Source organism: Nonomuraea sp. NPDC001636, from assembly GCF_040298265.1.
In the GTDB taxonomy this organism is placed as follows: domain Bacteria; phylum Actinomycetota; class Actinomycetes; order Streptosporangiales; family Streptosporangiaceae; genus Nonomuraea.
Genome location: NZ_JBEOZT010000002.1, coordinates 419,934 through 439,257 on the forward strand (window position 1 = coordinate 419,934; position 19,324 = coordinate 439,257).

The 19,324-nt window shown below is 73.7% G+C and carries 20 protein-coding genes; 7 read left to right on the top strand and 13 right to left on the bottom strand.

The window, feature by feature from the left end:
* Nucleotides 1-4: 4 nt before the first annotated feature.
* From ABT158_RS05650 to ABT158_RS05670, 5 genes are read right to left on the bottom strand one after another with little or no spacing between them, the layout of a single operon-like run.
* Nucleotides 5-964, bottom strand: a complete 960-nt coding sequence (locus ABT158_RS05650; protein ID WP_352351246.1) for an aldo/keto reductase — start codon at nt 962-964, stop codon at nt 5-7.
* Nucleotides 961-1,833, bottom strand: a complete 873-nt coding sequence (locus tag ABT158_RS05655; RefSeq protein ID WP_352327509.1) for a branched-chain amino acid ABC transporter permease — start codon at nt 1,831-1,833, stop codon at nt 961-963. The genes ABT158_RS05650 and ABT158_RS05655 overlap by 4 nt, the downstream gene beginning before the upstream one ends.
* Nucleotides 1,833-2,984 (bottom strand): ABC transporter substrate-binding protein, encoded by a 1,152-nt coding sequence (locus tag ABT158_RS05660; protein ID WP_352351248.1) that lies wholly within the window; start codon nt 2,982-2,984, stop codon nt 1,833-1,835. The genes ABT158_RS05655 and ABT158_RS05660 overlap by 1 nt, the downstream gene beginning before the upstream one ends.
* The gene (locus ABT158_RS05665) at nt 2,981-4,699 is read right to left on the bottom strand and encodes a branched-chain amino acid ABC transporter ATP-binding protein/permease (RefSeq protein ID WP_352351250.1); all 1,719 of its coding nucleotides are present in this window, start codon (nt 4,697-4,699) and stop codon (nt 2,981-2,983) included. Before ABT158_RS05665 ends, ABT158_RS05660 begins: the two co-directional genes overlap by 4 nt.
* Nucleotides 4,699-5,448 carry an ABC transporter ATP-binding protein gene (locus ABT158_RS05670; protein WP_352351252.1) on the bottom strand — a complete coding sequence of 250 codons (750 nt, stop codon included), beginning with the start codon at nt 5,446-5,448 and terminating at the stop codon, nt 4,699-4,701. The genes ABT158_RS05665 and ABT158_RS05670 overlap by 1 nt, the downstream gene beginning before the upstream one ends.
* Nucleotides 5,449-5,630: 182 nt before the next feature.
* Between ABT158_RS05670 and ABT158_RS05675 the strand changes: the two genes are divergently transcribed.
* Nucleotides 5,631-6,980 (top strand): amidohydrolase, encoded by a 1,350-nt coding sequence (locus ABT158_RS05675; protein WP_352351254.1) that lies wholly within the window; start codon nt 5,631-5,633, stop codon nt 6,978-6,980.
* A gap of 19 nt (nt 6,981-6,999) precedes the next feature.
* Here the strand turns inward: ABT158_RS05675 and ABT158_RS05680 are convergent, their stop codons facing one another.
* Nucleotides 7,000-7,836, bottom strand: coding sequence for an aldo/keto reductase (locus ABT158_RS05680; RefSeq protein WP_352351256.1), 837 nt, complete (start codon nt 7,834-7,836; stop codon nt 7,000-7,002).
* A gap of 115 nt (nt 7,837-7,951) precedes the next feature.
* Here ABT158_RS05680 and ABT158_RS05685 point away from each other — a divergent pair, with 115 nt between their 5' ends.
* Entirely contained in the window at nt 7,952-8,779 is an 828-nt protein-coding gene (locus ABT158_RS05685) for a metallophosphoesterase family protein (protein WP_352351786.1), read from the top strand.
* A gap of 20 nt (nt 8,780-8,799) precedes the next feature.
* Here the strand turns inward: ABT158_RS05685 and ABT158_RS05690 are convergent, their stop codons facing one another.
* The 4 genes from ABT158_RS05690 to ABT158_RS05705 are packed head-to-tail and all read right to left on the bottom strand — an operon-like array spanning nt 8,800 to nt 12,393.
* On the bottom strand, nt 8,800-9,444 hold the full coding sequence (locus ABT158_RS05690) for a LuxR C-terminal-related transcriptional regulator (RefSeq protein WP_352351258.1): 645 nt from the start codon (nt 9,442-9,444) through the stop codon (nt 8,800-8,802).
* Nucleotides 9,435-10,676, bottom strand: a complete 1,242-nt coding sequence (locus tag ABT158_RS05695) for a sensor histidine kinase (RefSeq protein WP_352351260.1) — start codon at nt 10,674-10,676, stop codon at nt 9,435-9,437. The genes ABT158_RS05690 and ABT158_RS05695 overlap by 10 nt, the downstream gene beginning before the upstream one ends.
* Nucleotides 10,677-10,687: 11 nt before the next feature.
* Nucleotides 10,688-11,482, bottom strand: a complete 795-nt coding sequence (locus ABT158_RS05700) for an ABC transporter permease (RefSeq protein ID WP_352351262.1) — start codon at nt 11,480-11,482, stop codon at nt 10,688-10,690.
* On the bottom strand, nt 11,479-12,393 hold the full coding sequence (locus ABT158_RS05705) for an ATP-binding cassette domain-containing protein (RefSeq protein WP_352351264.1): 915 nt from the start codon (nt 12,391-12,393) through the stop codon (nt 11,479-11,481). The genes ABT158_RS05700 and ABT158_RS05705 overlap by 4 nt, the downstream gene beginning before the upstream one ends.
* A 174-nt stretch (nt 12,394-12,567) precedes the next feature.
* Here ABT158_RS05705 and ABT158_RS05710 point away from each other — a divergent pair, with 174 nt between their 5' ends.
* The 4 genes from ABT158_RS05710 (at nt 12,568) to ABT158_RS05725 (ending at nt 14,580) form a co-directional block, all read left to right on the top strand.
* Nucleotides 12,568-12,744, top strand: coding sequence for a hypothetical protein (locus ABT158_RS05710; RefSeq protein ID WP_352351265.1), 177 nt, complete (start codon nt 12,568-12,570; stop codon nt 12,742-12,744).
* Between the two features lie 100 nt (nt 12,745-12,844).
* On the top strand, nt 12,845-13,300 hold the full coding sequence (locus tag ABT158_RS05715; RefSeq protein ID WP_352351267.1) for a hypothetical protein: 456 nt from the start codon (nt 12,845-12,847) through the stop codon (nt 13,298-13,300).
* 10 nt (nt 13,301-13,310) lie between these two features.
* Nucleotides 13,311-13,973 (top strand): glycine-rich domain-containing protein, encoded by a 663-nt coding sequence (locus ABT158_RS05720; RefSeq protein ID WP_352351269.1) that lies wholly within the window; start codon nt 13,311-13,313, stop codon nt 13,971-13,973.
* Between the two features lie 7 nt (nt 13,974-13,980).
* Nucleotides 13,981-14,580, top strand: coding sequence for a class I SAM-dependent methyltransferase (locus ABT158_RS05725; RefSeq protein ID WP_352351271.1), 600 nt, complete (start codon nt 13,981-13,983; stop codon nt 14,578-14,580).
* Here ABT158_RS05725 and ABT158_RS05730 read toward each other — a convergent pair.
* A complete protein-coding gene (locus ABT158_RS05730; protein ID WP_352351273.1) occupies nt 14,572-15,687 on the bottom strand; it encodes a cupin domain-containing protein in 1,116 nt (371 codons plus the stop codon). The genes ABT158_RS05725 and ABT158_RS05730 overlap by 9 nt on opposite strands.
* Nucleotides 15,688-15,763: 76 nt before the next feature.
* Nucleotides 15,764-17,212, bottom strand: coding sequence for an argininosuccinate synthase (gene argG, locus ABT158_RS05735; RefSeq protein WP_352351275.1), 1,449 nt, complete (start codon nt 17,210-17,212; stop codon nt 15,764-15,766).
* 153 nt (nt 17,213-17,365) lie between these two features.
* On the opposite strand from argG, the gene ABT158_RS05740 reads away from it, so the two are divergent.
* Nucleotides 17,366-18,532, top strand: a complete 1,167-nt coding sequence (locus ABT158_RS05740; protein ID WP_352351277.1) for an acyl-CoA dehydrogenase family protein — start codon at nt 17,366-17,368, stop codon at nt 18,530-18,532.
* Between the two features lie 69 nt (nt 18,533-18,601).
* On the opposite strand, the gene ABT158_RS05745 is transcribed toward ABT158_RS05740, so the two are convergent.
* Nucleotides 18,602-19,294: a GntR family transcriptional regulator gene (locus ABT158_RS05745; protein ID WP_352351279.1), complete on the bottom strand. Its 693-nt coding sequence runs from the start codon at nt 19,292-19,294 to the stop codon at nt 18,602-18,604.
* Nucleotides 19,295-19,324 lie beyond the last annotated feature (30 nt).

Consider the following 19,324-nt stretch of genomic DNA (forward strand, 5'->3'; position numbering starts at 1 on the left):
GCCGTCAGGGGCCTTCGGGGTCCACCGTGTCGGCGTCGGCCCAGAACGGCGCGGCCAGCTCGCGCAGCCGCGCCGCGCCGACCCGGTCGAGCAGGGCGAGCGCGCCCGCGTTGTCGGCGAGCTGGGCGGTGCTGGTGACGCCGAACAGCACGCTGGCCACCGCCGGATGGGTGAGGCAGAACGCCACGCACACCTGCGCGGGCGTCGCCTCCAGCGCGGCCGCCACCTCGGCCAGCCCGGCGGCGGCCGTCGCGGCCCGCGCGCGCACGCCTCCGGGGTCGGGGAAGACCGGCCGGGCGGGCCTCTCCCTGCCCGCCAGCAGCCCGCCTTCGAGCACGTCGCTGGCCTGCAGCGAGACGCCGGCGTCGAACACCTCGGAGAACGGCACCCCTTCCGGGATCGAGCGGCGGCACGGGTTGTACTTGAGCTGGGCCAGCTGCGGCCCCGGCGAGCCGAGGTCGCGGGCGTGGTTGCGGATGGTCAGGATGGAGGTGGCCGACCAGTTGTTGACGCCCCAGCAGCCGAGCAGCCCCTCCGCCTCCAGCGCGGCCAGTTCGCGGGCCAGGCGGCGCAGGTCGAGGTCGTCCCGGTGGACGTCGCCGACCACGGCCAGGTCGGCGTGGTCGGTGCCGGCCCGCAGCAGCGCGCGTTCGAGCTGGTCGCGCAGCGGACGCCCGGGATAGTCGTCCAGCCAGAGCTTGACCGACAGCAGGTAGTCCTCGCGGGCCAGCCCGGCGGCCCTGACCATGGCCGAGAAGAGCACGTCGGTGAAGACCGGCCGCTGTCCGGGCAGGCCGTAGACGCCCACGTCGAACAGGTTGACGCCGATCTCCACGGCGTGCCGCAGCAGCTCGACGGCCGCGCCGAAGTCCATCCGGTCGTAGGTGTGCCAGGACCCCAGCGACAGCACCGACGCCTCGGGGCCGTGCGCGCCGATCCGGCGCTGGGGGACCTTGACCGTCATACGTTCGCCTCCGAGTCCCAGACCTGGTGGCGGCTGCGCCACCACAACAATGCCACCATCACCAGGAACGGCAGCACCCCGCGGTACTGCTGGACCGCCTCCAGCGAGGCCGTCACCCCCTCCAGGCAGCCCAGCAGCAGCCCGCCGGCCAGCGTCAGCCACAGGCTGCTGAACGCCCCCACCATGGCCACCGCCAGCGCGGTCGTGACCAGGTTGCCCAGCGTGGAGAAGTCGCCGCCGAGCCGCGGCGCGACCAGGACGATCACCAGCGTGCTGACCGCGCCGATCGCCACCCAGACGGCCAGCGCGAGCCGCGGCGCGGGGATGCCGACGACCTGCGCGGTGGCCGGTCGTTCCGACAGCGCCTGGAGCCGCAGCCCCACCCGGGTGCGCCCGAGCAGCAGCCCCACGCCGACCGTGATGAGCACCGCGAACGACAGCGACACCAGCACCGCCTGCGGCACGACCACCTCGCCCACGGTGAAGGCGGGCGCGTCGAACGGCTGCGGGAAGCGCCGCGCGCCGCTGGTGTTGTTGCCGAACAGCCGCAGCCCGACCGACATCAGCGCGACGAACACCGCCACGGTGACGGCCGCCTTCGTGCGCAGGTCGTGCTCGCCGAACCAGCGCACCAGGCCGAGACCGAGCAGCGCCGAGACCAGCCCGCCGGCCAGCGCCCCGAGCGGGAGCGCGAGCCAGACGTCCAGGCCGGCGTCGGTGAGGGTGACCATGACGAAGGCGCCCATCGCGCCCACGGCCGCCATCGCGAAGTTCACCACCGCGACGAGCCGGTAGGTCAGGACCACGCAGAGCCCGAGCAGCGCGTACACGCCGCCGCTGGTCAGGCCCGCGACCACGGAGTCGAGCATCAGCCGTTCCGCTTCGGGACGATGAAGCCCTCGGGCAGCACCGTCCACTCGCCGTTCTCGGCCTTGACGAAGCGGCTGCCCTCGATGGGGTTGTGCGTCTGGCCGGGGCCGAACACCCAGGGCGTGCCGACCATGGGGTAGGTGATGGGCTGCATCGACTTGAACGCCTTGGTCACCGACTCCCGGGTGATGTCCCCCTTGATCGTCTTGAGGACCTGGACGAACACGTCGGCCGCCATCACCCCGCCCTGGCTGAACGCGGTCTTCTGGATCTTGTTGTCGTTGACGATCTTCGCCCACCGCTCGTTGCCCGGCAGCGTCTCGTCGGTGTACGGCTGCCACTCGGTGCCCGCCTGGGCCTTCATGCCGGCCGGGATGAGCGCGGCGTTGGCGTCGGTGTAGGCGTTGGCCATGAGGATGAAGTCGACGTCCTGCATGCCCTGGGTCTTGGCCTGGGCGAACCAGGGCCCGACCTGGGCGTTGTAGACGACCGCCTGGCAGCCGCCGCTCTTGAGCTTGACCAGGTACGGCGTCGGGTCGCCCTGCCCGACCGAGGTGTCCTTGACCGCCAGCGTCTTGCCGGTGATGTCGCTCCACTCCTTGACGGCCGCGTCGATGCCGCCGCCGCTGCCCGGCAGCACGGTGAAGGCCAGGCACACCTTGTCGTGCTTGAGCGTCTCGGAGGCGTAGTAGAGCATCGCGGTCAGCAGCTTGAACGGGCCGGGGTTGACCGGGGCGATGTTCGGGCTGGTGAAGCAGGCCGGGTCCACGCCCACGGCCGGGATCGAGACGATCTGCGCCTTGCTGTAGGTGGCCCGGTTGAGCCCGCAGTCCACGGCGCTGGAGGAGCCGACGAACGCGACGACCTCCTCGGAGTCGATCAGCTCGCGCGCCGCCTCCGTGGAGCGCTGCGGGTTCATCGCGTCGTCCTTGCTGATCAGCTCGATCTTGCGGCCGTTGATCCCGCCGGCCTTGTTGACCTCCTCGAAGACGGCCTTGACCGCCTGCGGCACCTCGGGGGTCTGGAACAGGCCGGTGACGCCGTTGACGGCCCCGACCTTGATGGGCCCGTCGGTGCCCGAGCCGCCGGAGCAGGCCGTCAGAGCGGTCAGCAGGCCGAGGACGGGCAGGGCCACGAGTACGCGTTTCACGATGTCTCCTCCAAGACGGTGCCGAGGTAGGCGGCCCTGACGGCCGGTGCGTCCAAGACGTCGAGCGTCGACCCCGAGGCGATCACGTGCCCGAAGTCCAGCACCGTGACCTGGCCGCAGGCGGCTCGTACGAGATCCATGTCGTGCTCCACCAGCAGGATCGACACGCCGAAGCGGGCCGGGACCTGGGCCAGGCGGTGGCCGAGCCGCAGCGACTCGGCGGCGGACTGGCCGGCGGCCGGCTCGTCGAGCAGCGCGACCTTCGGTCTGGCGGCGATCGCGGCGGCGACGTCGAGCAGCCTTCTGGTGCCCGCGTCGAGGATCGAGACCGGCACCTCGCCGGGCGGGCAGCCGAAGAAGCGCAGCACCTCCTCCGCCTCCTGCCTGGGCAGGCGCCGCCCGGCGACGATCGCCAGGTACTCCTCCTGCGTCAGCTCCGCAGCGATGGCGGTGGTCTGGAACGTGCGGCGCAGCCCGCGCCGGGCCCTGACGCTCGGGCTGAGCCGGTCGAGCGGCTGCCCGGCGAGCACGACCGAGCCCTCGTAGCGGGCGGCGAAGCCGGTGACCGCGGAGATCAGCGTGGACTTCCCGGCGCCGTTCGGGCCGATCAGGCCGGAGACGCCGAGGGCGGGCACGGTCAGGTCCACGCCGTCCAGGGCGACGACCTGGCCGAACCGCACGCTCAGCCCGCGGATCTCCAGCACGTTCCCCTCGCCCGCCGCCGGAGGAACCGGGGCGGGCTCCTCGGCGGGCGTGGCGGACGCTGCCTCCAGCAGCGGGCGGGCGGCCCGCTCGCGCCTGCGGGCGCGGGTGAAGTCGGTCTGGCTGACCCCGCTGCGCAGGGCGAAGATCGCCATGACGCCGAACAGGATGCCGCCGAGGTCCTGCGGCAGGCGCAGCTTCTCCAGGACCGTGGCCATGACCGCGCCGAAGATGCCGCCCAGGACGGCGCCCTCGGTGTTGTGCGGCCCGATGAGCACGGCGACCGCGAACAGCGCCAGCGACTGCATCATCGCGAAATTTCCGGATACGACGAGACCGAGCTGCCCCGCCATCAGCCCGCCCCCGATGCCGGCGATGAACGCGCTGATGGCGAAGGCCGTGAGCTTGCTGCGGGCCACGGAGATGCCGTGCGCCGCCGCCGCCCGCTCGGAGTGCCGCAGCTCCAGCCACGACCGCCCGATCCTGGTCCGGTTGACCAGCGCCAGGCCGATCGCGATCAGCACGAACACGGCCATGGCCAGCACGAAGTACGCCGCGTCGGAGGAGAACGGCTCCGGCCGGACGAGCGTCTTCAGCTCGGTCGTGCCGGGGAACTGGTTGGCGTTCAGCACGATGTCGGTGGAGACGGCGAAGCCGAGCGTGACGACGGCGAGGTTGACGCCCCGGATGCGCAGCGCGGGCAGCCCGATCGCGACGCCCACCGGCACGGCCGCCAGGCCGCCGAGCACCAGCCACAGCAGGAAGCCGCCGGGCGCGTCGGCCAGGTTCAGCCGCAGCACCACCCAGGCCCCGATCGCCGCGAACGACATCTGGCACAGCGACATGACCCCGGCCCGCCCGACGATCACGCCGTAGCTCTGCATGAGCACGCCGCTGACCACGGCCGCGACCGCCAGGTAGATCCAGTACGGCGGCAGCGCCCAGGGCAGCACCGCGCACGCCGCGACGGCCAGCCCCAGGCCGGGGCCCCAGGTTCTCAGCAGCGCGTTCATCAGCTCCCGCCTTCCGTGCCGGCCGCCCGGGCGAGGCCGTCGTCGGTGACCGCGCCGAAGTAGAACTCGTGCAGCCGGTCCTGCGCCCCGCGCAGCTCCTCGCACGGGCCCTCGAAGACCACCCGGCCCTTGCGCAGCACGTACGCGCGGGCCCCGATCTCCAGCGCCAGGTTGGCGAACTGCTCGACGAGCAGCACCCCGATGCCCCGCTCGGCCAGCTCCCGCACCGAGCCCATCAGGCGGCGGACCACGACCGGCGCGAGCCCGAGCGACATCTCGTCGATGAGGACGACCTTGGGCCCGGCGATCAGCGCCCGGCCGATGACGAGCATCTGCTGCTCGCCGCCGGACAGGTTGGCGGCCGGCAGGGTGCGCCTGCGGTCCAGCTCGGGAAAGAGGTCGTAGACCATGGCCGGGTCGCCGTCGCCGGAGACGAGCAGGTTCTGCTCCAGCGTGAGCGTGCGGAACACGGTGCGGGCCTGCTCGGCGTACCCGAGTCCGGCCTGGGCGCGGCGGTAGGTGGGCAGGCCGGTCAGGGGCGTGCCGGCGAGGGTGACCGTGCCGGCGGCGGCGGGGGCCAGGCCCGCGATGCCGTCGAGCAGGGTGGTCTTGCCCGCGCCGTTCGCGCCGAGCAGCACGGTGACCGTGCCGGGCGCGACGCCGAGGCTGACCTCGTGCACGACGGGCACCTCTCCCCTGGAGACGCTGAGGCCCCGTACGTCGAGGACGTCGGCCGCGGGAGCGCCCATCAGCGGCTCCGGCGGCGGTCGTCGGCCGCGGCGGCCGGCGCGTGCGCCGGTCCGCGAGGGGCCCGATCGATGATGCGCCGTGCCTCGAAAGGTAGAGGCATCGTCACCTCCCGGCACGAAATCGTATCTGATTCCATGTACGTTATGCGGATGGAAATGAGAGTGTCCAGAGCGGAGCGGATATGAAATCTGCGGCTGACAACAGGTCGGCGGATCTGGTCATGACCGGCGGCGTCGTCCACACGATGAACGCGGCCGGCCATCTCGCGTCCGGTATCGCGATCAAGGACGGACGCATCGTCAGGGTCGGCACTCCCCTGCAGGTCCAGGCCATGGTGGGCCCGGGGACGCGGGTCGTGCGCCTGCGCGGCAGATCGGTGCTGCCCGGCATCAACGACAGCCACCTGCACGGCGCGTGGCTCGGCCTGCGCTGGCCCGACCTCCTGCTGGACCGCCTGACCGGCGCCGCCGACCTCGTCCCCGACTCCCGGCTGGGCAAGCAGGAGGAGCGGCGGGCGGCGATCCAGCGCGCCGGCGACCTGCTGGCCTCCCTGGGCATCACCAGCTACACCGAGCCCGGCCTCGGCCCCTGCGAGCACGACGGCGGCGGGCGCTTCGGCGTCGAGGTCCTGCGCGAGTACGCCGGGATGGCCGCGCGGGGCGAGCTCAAGGCGCGGGTGAGCGCGTTGCTGCTGTTCGCCGAGGAGGACGGGCGCAGCTCACTGCCCGGCCTGGTCGCCGGGCTGCGCGACCTGACGCCGCCCGCCGAGGTGCCGGGCTGGTTCAAGGTGACCGGGGTGAAGATCTTCGCCGACGGCATCCCGCCGATGCGCACCGCCTGGAGCGACGAGCCGTACGAGGACGGCACGCACGGCATCCCGCTGGTCGAGGGCGGCTCGGAGGACGAACGCGAGACCGCCCTGACGACCATGATCGAGACCGCCGCCGCGGCCGGCCACCAGGTCGCGGTGCACGCCACCGGCAGCCGCGCGACCAGGACGGTCACCCGCGCCCTGGCCGGGGCCCCGGGACGGCGCCACTACCTCGTCCACGGCGACGTCCTGCATCCGGACACCCTCAAGACGATGGCCGCGGCCGGCATCGGCCTGACCACCCAGCCGGGCATCGCCGCCGCCGCCTCCCCCATGCTCCGCGACGCCCTCGGCCAGGCCGCGCTCGGGCACGCCTGGCCGGTGCGGGACGCGCTGGCCGCCGGCGTACGGCTCAGCCTCAGCTCCGACGCCCCCATGCTCACCCCCGACTGGCGGCACGGCGTGGCCGCGGCCGCCACCCGGTGGGCCGTCGAGGGCGCGCGCGACCAGCGGCTCGCCCTGGACCAGGCGCTGCGCGCCTACACCAGCACCCCGGCCTGGCAGGAGGGCGCGGAGTCGTGGAAGGGCTCGCTGGAGACGGGCAAGGTCGCCGACCTGTGCGTGCTCGACGACAGCCTGCTGGACGCGCACCCGGCCGACCTGCCCGAGGTGCCGGTCGCGATGACGATGGTGGACGGCAGGATCGTCTACGAACGCTGACCGGGGGCCGCTGGTGGAGTCACAGCTCCACGTGGTGGTCGGGGTCGCCGCCGAGGCGGCTGCCGCCGCCGCCCAGGGCCGAGATGCGCGCCATCTCCTCGTGCGACAGCTCGAAGTCGAAGACCTCCAGGTTGTGGCGCATCCGCCCGGGGTCGGCCGACTTGGGGATCGGCACGGCGCCGAGCTGCACGTGCCAGCGGAGCACGACCTGCGCGGGGGTGCGGTCGTGCGCGGCGGCGATCTCGGTGACGGCCGGGTCGTCGAGCAGCTTGCCGCCGGCTCCGAGCGGGCTCCACGACTCGGTCGCCACGCCGTGCCCGGTGAGCCAGGCGAGCAGGCCGGGCTGCGGGAAGCCGGGGTGCAGCTCGACCTGGTTGACCGCGGGCCACACGCCGGTGGCGTCGACCACCCGCTCGATCTGCTCCGGGGTGAAGTTGGAGACGCCGATCGAGCGGGCCAGCCCCTCCTCGCGCAGCCGGACGAACGCCTTCCAGGTGTCGACGAACAGGCCGTGGCCGGGCAGCGGCCAGTGGATGAGGTAGAGGTCGACGTGGTCGAGGCCGAGGCGGGACCGGCTCTCCTCGAACCCGCGCAGCGCCAGGTCGTAGCCGTGCTGGGCGCCGCGCAGCTTCGTGGTGACGAACAGCTCCTCGCGCGGCACGCCCGACTCGGCGACCGCCGCCCCGACGCCGCGCTCGTTGCCGTAGCTGGCGGCGGTGTCGATCAGCCGGTAGCCGAGCGTGAGCGCGTGGCCGACGGCCTGGCGGGCCTGGCGGTCGTCCATCGGCCAGGTGCCGAGGCCCAGGCGCGGCATGGCGCGGCCGTCGGAGAGCACGAGGGTCGGCGCGGTCGTCATGGCGGTCCTCTTCCGGGTGCGGGCAGGTGACGTACCTACCCGCCGCCGCGATGATCAACCTGCCGGTGGACCCCGCGCCACGTCGCGGCGCGGGCGGCGTACGATCCGAGACGTGATCACCGCTCCCCGCCTGCTCGCCGTCAGCGACCTGCACGTGCACCATCCCGACAACCGCGCGTTCGTCGAGGAGCTGCGCCCCGGGTCGGACGGCGACTGGCTGCTCGTCGCGGGCGACGTCGGCGAGCTGACGACGGACATCGCGTGGGCGTTGCGGCTGCTGGCCGACCGGTTCGCCAGGGTGGTGTGGGCGCCCGGCAACCACGAGCTGTGGACGCCGGCCCGCGACCCGGTGCGGCTGCGCGGCGAGGAGCGCTACCGGTACCTGGTGGAGCTCTGCCGCGACCTCGGCGTGCTCACGCCGGAGGACCCGTACCCGGTGTGGGAGGGGGCGCGCGGCCCGGTCACGGTGGCGCCGCTGTTCGTCCTGTACGACTACACCTGGCGTCCGGAGGGCGCGACCACCAAGGAGGAGGCCCTGCGCACGGCCTACGACGCGGGGATCGTCTGCACCGACGAGGTCATGCTCCACCCCAACCCCCACCCGGGCAGGGACGCCTGGTGCGCGGCCAGGGTCGAGTACACCGAGGCGCGGCTGGCCGCCCGGCCGCCGGGGCTGCCGACCGTGCTGGTCAACCACTATCCGCTGGTCCGCGAGCCGACGCGGGTGCTCACCCATCCGGAGTTCGCGCAGTGGTGCGGCACCGAGCGCACCGCCCGCTGGCACCGCGAATACGACGCCGCCGCCGTCGTGTACGGCCACCTGCACATCCCGCGCCTGACCCACCACGACGGCGTGCCGTTCATGGAGGTCTCGCTCGGCTATCCGCGCGAGTGGCGGCCGCGGCCGAACCCGCCGGCGCTGCCCCGCGTGATCGACGTGTGACCACCGGCCCGGTCTGCGGGTCAGCCCTCCAGGTAGCGCAGGATCGCCAGCACCCGCCTGCTGTAGCCGGTGTCGCGCGGCAGGTCGAGCTTGTCCATGATGGCGTTGACGTGCTTCTCCACGGTGGACGCCGAGACGTGCAGGCGCTCGGCGATGGCCGCGTTGACCAGCCCCTGGGCCAGGTGCGCCAGCACCTCGGACTCGCGCGGGCTGAGCCGGCTCAGCGGGTCGGCGTGGCTGGTGCGGGCCAGCAGCCGCCGCACCACCTCGGGGTCGAAGGCCGTGCCGCCGGCGCGGACGCGGTCGAGGGAGTCGAGGAAGTCGGCCACCTCCGAGACCCGGTCCTTCAGCAGGTAGCCGAGCCCTTCGGCGGGCCCGGCCAGCAGGGTGGCGGCGTAGTGGGGCTCGACGTACTGGGACAGGACGAGCACGCCCACCTCGGGCCAGCGCGCGCGGATCTCCAGGGCCGCCCGCAGCCCCTCGTCCTTGTGGCCGGGCGGCATGCGCACGTCGATCACCGCCACGTCGGGCCGATGGCCGGCGACGGCGGCCAGCAGCGCGGGCGCGTCGCCCACGGCCGCGACGACCTCGTGCCCGGCCTCGGCGAGCAGCCGGGTCAGGCCCTCGCGCAGCAGCACGGAGTCGTCGGCCAGGATCAGCCGCACGACGGCTCCTTGGGCAGCGTGGCGACGATCTTCGTGGGCCCGCCGGGCGGGCTGTCCACGGTGAACGCGCCGTCGAGCGCCAGGACCCGGCGGGCCAGCCCGGCCAGGCCGCCGCCCGCCGGATCGGCGCCGCCCCCGCCGTCGTCGGAGATCGCCACGCTCACCGTCCGTTCGTCCTCGCCCACCACGACCAGGATGTCATGGGCGCGGGCGTGCTTGACCGCGTTGGTGATCGCCTCCCTGGTCACGAAGTACAGGGCGGTCTCGATCTCCGTGGCGGGCCGGGCCGACAGCCCGTAGTGGACGGTGACCGGCACCGCGGCGCGTTCGGCCACCCCGGCCAGCGCGGCCTCGATCCCCAGCTCGTCCAGGGCGGTGGGGTAGATGCGCCAGGCGACGCTGCGCAGCTCGTCCAGGAGGCGGCGGGACTCGGCGTAGGCCTGGTCGACCAGCTCGGCGGTCCGGTCGTGGTCGTGGCCGTGCCGGGCCCGGCCGAGCAGCATGGCCAGGGCCACGCCGCGCTGCTGGACGCCGTCGTGCAGGTCGCGTTCGATCCGGCGGCGCTCGTCGTCCACGGCCCGGACGATGCCCGAGCGGGTCGCGGTCAGCTCGGCGATGCGGCGGCGCATGAGCTCCCGGCCGCCGGGGCCGAGGAAATGGGCGGCCATGCGGCGTTCGAGCACGCCGGCGGCCAGGGCGAGCAGCGCGGTCACCGTCAGCAGGGCCACGCCGCCGGTCAGGCCGAGCATGCCGCCGGTGGTGACGATCCTGACGCCCGGCAGCTCGACGGGGACGGGGTCCGAGCCGCCCGTGATCAGGTCCCACGCCCCGCCGCCCAGCAGCAGGCCGCCGACGAACAGGGCGACGGCGCAGCCGTACCCGCCGAGCACGCCCAGGGCGGCGCGGGCGGCGAGGTAGGCGTAGCCGCCGTCGCGGGTGGGGGCGGGGTGGCCGAACCACCGGGTCAGCCGGGCGCGTTCGAGCGCCATGAGCCGCGCCGCGCCGCGCCGGGCCAGGGGGCGCGCGGCCGGGACCAGCCAGGCGGGCCAGGCCACGCAGAGGAAGGCCAGCTCGACCACGCCGAGCGCCATCCCGGCCAGCACCCCCGCCAGCGCCTTGACCGCCCGGCTGCCGGGGTTCTCCCGGTTGTCCGGCATGGGCCCGAAGGCGTTGACCGCCCGGCTGCCGGGGTTCTCCTGGTTGTCCGGCATGGGCCCGAAGTTGTCCGACACGGGCCCGAAGTCTAGGCGTCGCGGCGGCGCAGCACGGCGTAGCCCGCCGCCAGCGCCGCCGCCGCCCAGCCCAGCAGCCAGGCCAGACCCTCCCCCGCCGAGTACGGAACGGGCCCGCCGGTCAGGTTGTCCACACTGCCCATGAACGCCAGCCCGGCGAACGTCGGCATGCGCAGCGAGGCATCCAGCGCCGCCTGGCTCCCGGTCATCAACAGCACCAGCGGCAGGCCGAGGAGCAGCATGAACATCACGGTCAGCGTGCCCGCCGCGCTGCGCATCGCCGCCCCGGCGCCCAGCGTCGTCACCGCCACCAGGGCGAAGAACACGCCCGCGCCCGCCACGTCCCGCACGGCCTCCCCGAACGGCAGCGCGACCAGCCCGCCGAACACGTCGGCCTGCAGCACCACGTAGACCGCCGCCGTCGCCACCGCCCCCGACAGCACCCCGGCGGCGACCATCACCGGCGCCACCACCAGCGCCTTGGCGGCCAGCACGAGCCCGCGCACCGGCGTGGCCTGCAGCGTGACCCTGATGCCGCCCGAGGAGTACTCCGACGTGATCGTCAGCATGGCCAGGGCGACCAGCGCGAACTGCACGAACGACGTGGCCGACACCACGGACTCGCTCGCCGTCACCCGCGCGCCGGGCACCCCCTCTCGCACGGCTTCGGTGGCGGCGGCCGCGGCCAGGGCCACGGCGGTCAGCACCATGAGCGCCGCCGCGCCGGCCAGGCACCACCACGTGGACCGGACCGACCACAACTTGCCCCACTCGGCCCGTGCCGCCTGCCACAACGCCGCCGTCACGCGCCCGCCTCCGTCGTCCCGTACTCCACGCTGCTCTCCGTCAGCTCCTGATAGGCCTGCTCCAGGGACGCCTCCCGGGTGCGCAGGCCGTGCAGCCTGATCCCGGCCTCGTAGGCCAGGTCGCCCACCCGCTCGACCGGCGCGCCGGTGGCGACGACCTCGTTCTCGGCGACGCGCTCGGCGGCGATCCCGGCGGCGCGCAGGCGTCCGGCCAGCTCCCCGGCGTGCGGGGTGCGGGCCAGCACGGCCGTCAGCGAGCTGCGCCCGATGACCTCGGCCAGGGGCGCGTCGGCGATCAGCCGGCCCTTGCCGATCACCACCAGGTGGTCGGCCGTGAGCTGCATCTCGCTCATCAGATGGCTGGAGACGAACACCGTGCGGCCCTCGGCGGCCAGCGACCGCATGAGCCGGCGCACCCACCGCACGCCGTCGGGGTCGAGCCCGTTGACGGGCTCGTCGAACAGCAGCACTTCCGGGTCGCCGAGCAGCGCGGCGGCGATGCCGAGCCGCTGGCTCATGCCGAGCGAGAGCGCCCCGGCCCGGCGGCCCGCCGCGCCGGCCATGCCGACGCTCTCCAGCACCTCGGCCACCCGCCGCACGGGGATGCCGTTGCTGCGGGCCAGCGCGGTCAGGTGCGCGTGGCCGCTGCGCCCGGGGTGCAGCGCCCGCGCGTCGAGCAGCGCGCCGACCGTCCGCAGCGGGTTCCTGATCCGGTGGTACGGCACGCCGCCGACGAGCGCGGTGCCCGCCGAGGGCCGGTCGAGCCCGAGGACGAGCCGCATCGTGGTGGACTTCCCCGCACCGTTGGGACCGAGGAACCCGGTCACCGCGCCGGGTCTCAGCTCCAGCGACAGGTCGTCCACCGCCGTCCGGTCGCCGTACCGCTTGGTCAAACCCTGCAGACTGATCACGGGGGTCAACGCTAGGCAGCCGGGGTGCGGGCCACCATGGGGACCGGCCGCCGACCTCGATGGCGGAAAACCGGAACAGACCAGGTCGCGGCGCCGTCCGGCCGGGGCGACCGCGCCCAAACAAGACGATGCCGTTGCCCCGCGTTGACGTGCGGCTCACTACGGTTGCCCAGCATGACCGAAGACAAGAGCCGGAACCGGCGGCGGATCAGCATCGACGAAGTGGGCCTGGAGAAGCGCAGGTCCGCGATCCAGGCGCTCATGGAGCAGCCGCCGTCACCGGCGTCCGAGCAGGCAGGCGTCTTCGCCGAGGCGAACGCCCCGGGCGCGGCACAGGGCGAGCTCGGCTGAGCCCGCCCGGCGCGGCCCCGGGTTCGGCAAAGCGGCGGCGCGTCGTGCCGCCGCTCCCGGGTCCGGGATGTCACGCTCGCCGGGAACGAGGAGTACCGCCATGAGCAAAGCCGTGCAAGGGCCCGAGGCGCATCCTCTCCTGGTCAAGCTGCTCCAGGAGGGTTCCCCGGACACCATGACGTTCTGGGGCTACGTGGGCCCGCCGTACCGGGACGGATGCGTCACGCTGTATCCCAGCCTGGAGGATCTGAACTCGGCCCTCGACATCCCGCTGAGCGACGTCCTGCACATCGAGGACGTGCCCGAGGAGATCCTGCTCTTCGGCGCGAAGGTGTTGTGGGTACGCCGGGACGCCAAGGTCGTCCGCCGGCAGGCCGGCACGGCGGAGGCGTCGCTGACCTCGGAGGCCGCCGAGGACGCCGGGGAGATCCGGACGGGCCGGCTGCACCTGCGGGTCAAGACCGAGCGCGCCGACTGCCACAGCCCCTGCATGACCTGCCGCGACTGCAGCAGCGTGTGCATCTCGTCCTGCCGCGTGAAGTCGTCGCCGGAGTAGGGGAACCGCGATGATCACCGACACCCCGCTCGCCGCGCTCGACCACCAGGCGCCCTACCTGCTCGAACGGCTCGTCAAGGAGCGCGTCGCCGCGACGGAGGAGGAGGCCGCGGAGCTGTTCGCCGAGGCGAAGAAGTACCTGGTGCTCACGCAGGTCGACCGGTCGCGGATCTGGATGATGCACTCGACGCGCGTCGACGACGCCTGGCACCACTTCATCCTCTTCACCGGCCTGTACACCGAGTTCTGCCGCACCTACTTCGGCCGGTACGTCCACCACAGCCCGAGCAACGACCCCGGCACGCCGGACGAGCCCGCCGGGGAGACCCCGGCGGCCACGTTCGCCGAGTTCCGCGACCGCTACGAGGAGCTCTTCGGCTGCCCGCTCCCCGACGTCTGGTACGACCATCGCACCGTCACGCTGACCCGCCGCGTGGTGAACGAGCGCGCCGGGCTGCTCACCACCCGCCGCGACGGGAACCAGGTCGAGCTGCTCTCCCCGTCGGGCGAACCGCTGGTGGCCGCCAACATGATCGCCTGGCCCGCGCTGGAGTTCGTGGCCCGCACCGGCGCCTTCTACGTGCGGGAGCTGCCCGGCGGCCTGACCGGGGAGGAGCGGGTCGCCCTGGCCGAGGTGCTGGTCGAGCAGCGGATCCTCAAGGTGAGCGGCTAGCGTCGGCGTGACCTACGCCTCCCTGCGGGCGGGGCGGGGGCCCAACGCGCTCGTCGTCGAGGCGCTGGGCGTGCTCGGCGGCGTCCGCGGGCGGGCGCTGGACCTCGGCGCGGGCCCGCTCAACGACACCCGTTTCCTGCTGGAGCTGGGCTTCTCGGTCGAGGCCGTGGACACCGACCCCTGCACCCTCGCGCTGGCGGCGGCCTGGCGGCACCCGCGGCTGCGGGTCGTGCACGCCGACGTCCGTGACGTGCCGGTCGCGGCGGGGGCCTACTCGTTCATGGTCGCGATCCACGTCCTGCCCTTCCTGCCCGAGGCCGACGTCCGCCGGGTGGCGGCCGCGATGACCGGCGGCCTGGCCGCGGGCGGCGTGCTGTGCTGCACGTTCTTCGGTCCCGAGGACGCCTGGGCGGGGCGGCCGGGGCGCACGTTCCTGCGCGCATCCGAGGCCGGCGCGCTGTTCCCCCGGCTGGAGCCGGTCGTCCTGCGCGAGGACCGCTACGACGGCGTCGACGCCAGGGACGCGCCCAAACACTGGCACGTGGTGCGCTGCGTCTTCCGCAGACCTGCCGCCCCGGGCTCGGACGGCGCCGCCGGGTCAGCCTGACGTCGCGAGGGTCAGGAAACCCTCCTCGACCAGGCGGCGTACCAGGGCGAGGCCGTCCTTTCCCGGCAGGCCGGCCGCTGTGAAGGGCTCGCCGTCCGCCATGCGCAGGAAGGCCGCCTCGTGCCGGGCGGGGAGGCTGAGCCGTTTGCCGTGGAAGGTGAGGACCAGCGTGCCGGCGTCCCGTCTGCTCTCCCAGCGCAGGCCGGGGCGGAGCCGGACGACGGTGCCGGCGTCGAGGCGGGCCAGGCCCACGAGGTCGAGCAGGTGGCCGCCCAGCCGGTCGCCCTCGGCGAGCAACGCCATGTCCACCGCGTCGTCGGCCAGCCGCTCGGGGGTGAGGACGGCCATCAGGCGGGCGGTCAGCTCGCGGATGCGCTCCCGTGCGGCGGCCCGGCCCCCGCTCGTACGGGCGAAGCCGAAGGGCAGCGGCTCCTGGCAGCCGGGGTCGGCGGAGACGGCCGCCTCGCAGCCGGCCAGCAGCACGTCGGCCCAGGTCAGGGGGTGGACGCCGACGCTCAGGTGCAGGGACGCGCCCAGCGCCGAGGCGGCCTCGTGCGGCAGGCCGCGCGGCAGGTAGAGCAGGTCCCCTTCGCACAGGTCGAACTCGTGCCAGGCGTCCTCGTGGATCCGCCAGCGTTTGGCCCCCGCCACCTGCAGCACGAACACGTCGTGGGAATCGTGGTGGACGCCGAAGCCGCGCGCCCGCGGCGGTGTGAGGTAGGCGTTGGCCCGGCACTCCGCGCTGAACTCGCCCGCCAGCCGCCGGCACAGCTCCCGCAGCGGCGGCCACCGTTCGTGCACCGAGGGCATGATCAGGGTCGAGCCGTCGCGGTAACGGGCGTAGAGGTCCTCAAGACCGGCCGCGCCGCCGCCGGCGTGGCCGTCGCGGACCACGCGCACGGCTCCGGCGTGCAGGCCGGAGCCGGACAGCAGCTCGTCGAAGCGGGCCAGCGAGAACAGCTCACGGTAGTGGCCGGGCGACCGCCTGCGCAGCAGGAGATGCCGCCGCCCCCGGTGGTCGCGCAGGAACTCCGCGCGGGACACCGGGCCGAGCAGCCAGTCGGTGGCGGGCGTGACGTCCGCGCCGTCCCGCTCGTCGATCATCATCTCCGGTCCGTACCCGTGGCGTCCGCGCGCCACGCGCCGGGCCGCGCGGCGGCGGCCCGGGGCCCCGGAGGCGCGGTCAGTCGGTGCCGAGCTCCATCGCGGCGCGGTCGAGCAGCTCGTCGTCCTCGGAGACCTCGCCGCGGGAGGCGATGGCCTCCGCGCCGCCCTGCGGCATCGCGCCGATGAGGCCGGTCGAGGCCGCCTGGGCGGCGCCGATGAGCGCCGGGTGGGTGGTGCCGACCATGCCGAGCGTGGCGTACTGCTCCAGCTTGGCGCGCGAGTCGGCGATGTCCAGGTTGCGCATGGTGAGCTGGCCGATGCGGTCGACCGGGCCGAACGCGGAGTCCTCCGTGCGCTCCATCGACAGCTTGTCGGGGTGGTAGCTGAAGGCGGGGCCGGTGGTGTCGAGGATCGAGTAGTCCTCGCCGCGGCGCAGCCTCAGGGTGACCTCGCCGGTGACCGCCGTGCCGACCCAGCGCTGCAGCGACTCGCGCAGCATGAGCGCCTGCGGGTCGAGCCAGCGGCCCTCGTACATGAGCCGGCCGAGCCGCCGGCCCTCGTTGTGGTACGTGGCCAGGGTGTCCTCGTTGTGGATGGCGTTGACCAGGCGCTCGTAGGCGGCGTGCAGCAGCGCCATGCCGGGGGCCTCGTAGATGCCGCGGCTCTTGGCCTCGATGATGCGGTTCTCGATCTGGTCGGACATGCCCAGGCCGTGCCGGCCGCCGATCGCGTTGGCCTCCATGACCAGGTCGACCGGGGAGCCGAACTCCTTGCCGTTGATCGTGACCGGGCGGCCCTGGTCGAAGCCGATGGTGACGTCCTCGGGGAGGACCTCGACCTCGGGGTCCCAGAAGCGCACGCCCATGATCGGCTCGACGGTCTCGATGCCGGTGTCGAGGTGCTCGAGGGTCTTGGCCTCGTGGGTGGCGCCCCAGATGTTGGCGTCGGTCGAGTACGCCTTCTCGGTGCTGTCGCGGTAGGGCAGCCCGTGGGCGAGCAGCCACTCCGACATCTCCTTGCGCCCGCCGAGCTCGGAGACGAAGTCCGCGTCGAGCCAGGGCTTGTAGATGCGCAGGTGGGGGTTGGCCAGCAGGCCGTAGCGGTAGAACCGCTCGATGTCGTTGCCCTTGAACGTGGAGCCGTCGCCCCAGATCTGCACCTCGTCCTCGAGCATGGCCCGCACCAGCAGGGTCCCGGTGACGGCGCGGCCGAGCGGCGTGGTGTTGAAGTAGGCCCGGCCGCCCGAGCGGATGTGGAACGCGCCGCAGGTGAGCGCGGCCAGGCCCTCCTCGACCAGCGCGGCGCGGCAGTCGACCAGGCGCGCGAGCTCGGCCCCGTAGGCCAGCGCGCGGCTGGGCACCGAGGCGATGTCGGGCTCGTCGTACTGGCCGATGTCAGCGGTGTAGGTGCACGGGACGGCGCCCTTGTCGCGCATCCACGCGACGGCCACCGAGGTGTCGAGACCGCCGGAGAAGGCGATGCCGACCCGCTCGCCGGTGGGCAGGGAGGTGAGAACCTTGGACATAGAAGAAGATTATGCATTGCAACGCATGTTCATGCAAAGCCAGCGTCTTTTCCGGGTGCGGGCCGGGATTTCCGGCGGAGGGTGGACAACCGGTCGGGGACGTGATCTGACGGAAGAAGGACCGCCGACGATCACGAACAGGAGCACCGCGACATGAGCGACAAGCCGCGACTGCACTCAGCCGGCCCCACCCACCTGGACCGCGCCCGCGACCTGCGCCCGCTGATCGAGAGCGAGGCGGCCTCGGCCGAGGCGCTGGGCAGGCTGACCGAGCCCGTCGTGGCCGCCCTGTACGAGGCCGGGCTGTTCGGCGTCTGGCTGCCCGCCCCGCTGGGCGGCTCGGAGTTGTCGCCGTCGGAGCTGCTCGCCCTCTTCGAGGAGCTGACCTACGCCGACGCCTCGACCGGCTGGGTGGTCATGGCCACCACCCTGGAGAACGGCACGGCGGGCGCCTACCTGGGCGACGACGCCGTCGAGCACATCTTCGGCGGCCCCCGCACGCCGCTGTTCGCCGGCCAGGGCACCCGGCCGGGCACCGCCGTGCGCGAGGACGGCGGCTTCCGGCTGACCGGCCGCTGGAGCTTCGCCTCGGCCATGCCGCACGCCCGGTACGTGCACAGCCTCGGCGTCGTCGAGGGCACCGGCGAGGAGCGCATCTTCATCACCCCGGTCGAGGACGCCGAACCGCTCGGCAACTGGGACGTCCTGGGCCTGCGCGCCACCGGCAGCCTCGACTACGCCATCGACGGCGTCTTCGTGCCGGAGTCGCGCACGCACCTGTTCGCCCAGCGGGAGCCGCTGCGCGGCGGCGCGATCTACCGGCTGGGCCTGCTGGACCAGGCGCTGATCGCCCACTCCGGCTGGGCGCTCGGCCTGGGCCGCCGCCTGCTGGACGAGCTGGGCCGGCACGTCGCGGCCCGCGCCGGACGTCCGGGTCAGCTCGCCGCCAGCGACGCCTTCCACACCGGCTTCGCCCGTGCCGAGGCGGCCCTGCGGGCGGCGCGCGCCCTGGTCCGCGAGACGTGGGAGGACGCCGAGCGCACCCTGGACGCGGGCGGCACGCTGTCCACCCGCCAGGAGACGATGCTGCGGCTCGCGCTCAACCACGCCACCTCGACGCTCACCGAGGCGGCCGGGTTCGCCTACGCCTCGGGCGGCACGACGGCGCTGCGCGACGGCCTGCTCCAGCGCCTGTTCCGGGACGCGCACGCCGGCGCCCAGCACATCACCTCGGGCCCGCAGGCGCTGCGGGAGTGCGGCCGCGAGCTGGCGGGGCTGGCCCAGGGCGAGGAATGGACACTCTTCACCCTGGAACCCTGACCCGAAGCCCCCTGAACCCCTGTCCCGGCCCCCCGGGCACCGCCGCAGGACGTCAGCGCCGCCGGAAGGTCAGTGTTGCCGGGAGACCTGGGCGGTGTGCAGTGCGTCGGCGGTGGCGATCTTGTGGTTGCGGGCCGCCTGCTCGATCACCTCGGCCTCGGCGGCGCCCTCGATCAGGCTCAGCAGGTGGTCGTGCTCCTCCACCGACCTGCGCGCCCGCCCCGGCACGTACGTGAAGCTGGAGCGGCGCATGTGGTCGAGCCGCGCCCACTCCGACTCCAGCAGGGCGTTGAGGTGCTCGTCGGGGCAGTGGCGGTAGAGCGAGAAGTGGAACTCGCGGTTAAGCGCGGTGAAGGAGGTGGGGTCGAACTCCTCCAGCGCCTCCTTCATCCGCTCGTTGATCTCCCGCGACTCCTGGATCTTGGCCGCGTCCATGTGCGGCGCGCAGATGGCCGTGGCGTAGCCCTCCAGCCGGGCCAGCACGTTGAGGGTGTGCTCGACCTGCACCGAGTCGAAGACCGCGACCCGGGCGCCGATGTTGCGGACGACCTCGACCAGCCCGTCGGACTGCAGCCTGCGCACGGCCTCGCGCAGCGGGATCGTGCTGACGCCGGTCTCCCGGGCGAGCTGGTCCATGACCAGCCGGTAGCCGGGGCCGTACGTGCCGTCGAGGATGCGGGCCCGCAGCAGGTCGTAGCTGATCTCGGCCTTGGAGCCCTTGGGCCGCTTGGCCTGGGCCGGTTTTCTCGTGCTGCTCACCATCACCTCTGCAGGACCTTCATGATGGCGTCG

Excerpts from the sequence above, each read along its gene's own strand:
- ABT158_RS05650 (WP_352351246.1), bottom strand. The coding sequence starts at position 964 with ATGACGGTCAAGGTCCCCCAGCGCCGGATCGGCGCGCACGGCCCCGAG.
- ABT158_RS05655 (WP_352327509.1), bottom strand. The coding sequence starts at position 1,833 with ATGCTCGACTCCGTGGTCGCGGGCCTGACCAGCGGCGGCGTGTACGCG.
- ABT158_RS05665 (WP_352351250.1), bottom strand. The coding sequence starts at position 4,699 with ATGAACGCGCTGCTGAGAACCTGGGGCCCCGGCCTGGGGCTGGCCGTC.
- ABT158_RS05670 (WP_352351252.1), bottom strand. The coding sequence starts at position 5,448 with ATGGGCGCTCCCGCGGCCGACGTCCTCGACGTACGGGGCCTCAGCGTC.
- ABT158_RS05675 (WP_352351254.1), top strand. The coding sequence starts at position 5,631 with ATGAAATCTGCGGCTGACAACAGGTCGGCGGATCTGGTCATGACCGGC.
- ABT158_RS05680 (WP_352351256.1), bottom strand. The coding sequence starts at position 7,836 with ATGACGACCGCGCCGACCCTCGTGCTCTCCGACGGCCGCGCCATGCCG.
- ABT158_RS05710 (WP_352351265.1), top strand. The coding sequence starts at position 12,568 with ATGACCGAAGACAAGAGCCGGAACCGGCGGCGGATCAGCATCGACGAA.
- ABT158_RS05715 (WP_352351267.1), top strand. The coding sequence starts at position 12,845 with ATGAGCAAAGCCGTGCAAGGGCCCGAGGCGCATCCTCTCCTGGTCAAG.
- ABT158_RS05720 (WP_352351269.1), top strand. The coding sequence starts at position 13,311 with ATGATCACCGACACCCCGCTCGCCGCGCTCGACCACCAGGCGCCCTAC.
- ABT158_RS05730 (WP_352351273.1), bottom strand. The coding sequence starts at position 15,687 with ATGATGATCGACGAGCGGGACGGCGCGGACGTCACGCCCGCCACCGAC.
- argG (WP_352351275.1), bottom strand. The coding sequence starts at position 17,212 with ATGTCCAAGGTTCTCACCTCCCTGCCCACCGGCGAGCGGGTCGGCATC.
- ABT158_RS05740 (WP_352351277.1), top strand. The coding sequence starts at position 17,366 with ATGAGCGACAAGCCGCGACTGCACTCAGCCGGCCCCACCCACCTGGAC.
- ABT158_RS05745 (WP_352351279.1), bottom strand. The coding sequence starts at position 19,294 with ATGGTGAGCAGCACGAGAAAACCGGCCCAGGCCAAGCGGCCCAAGGGC.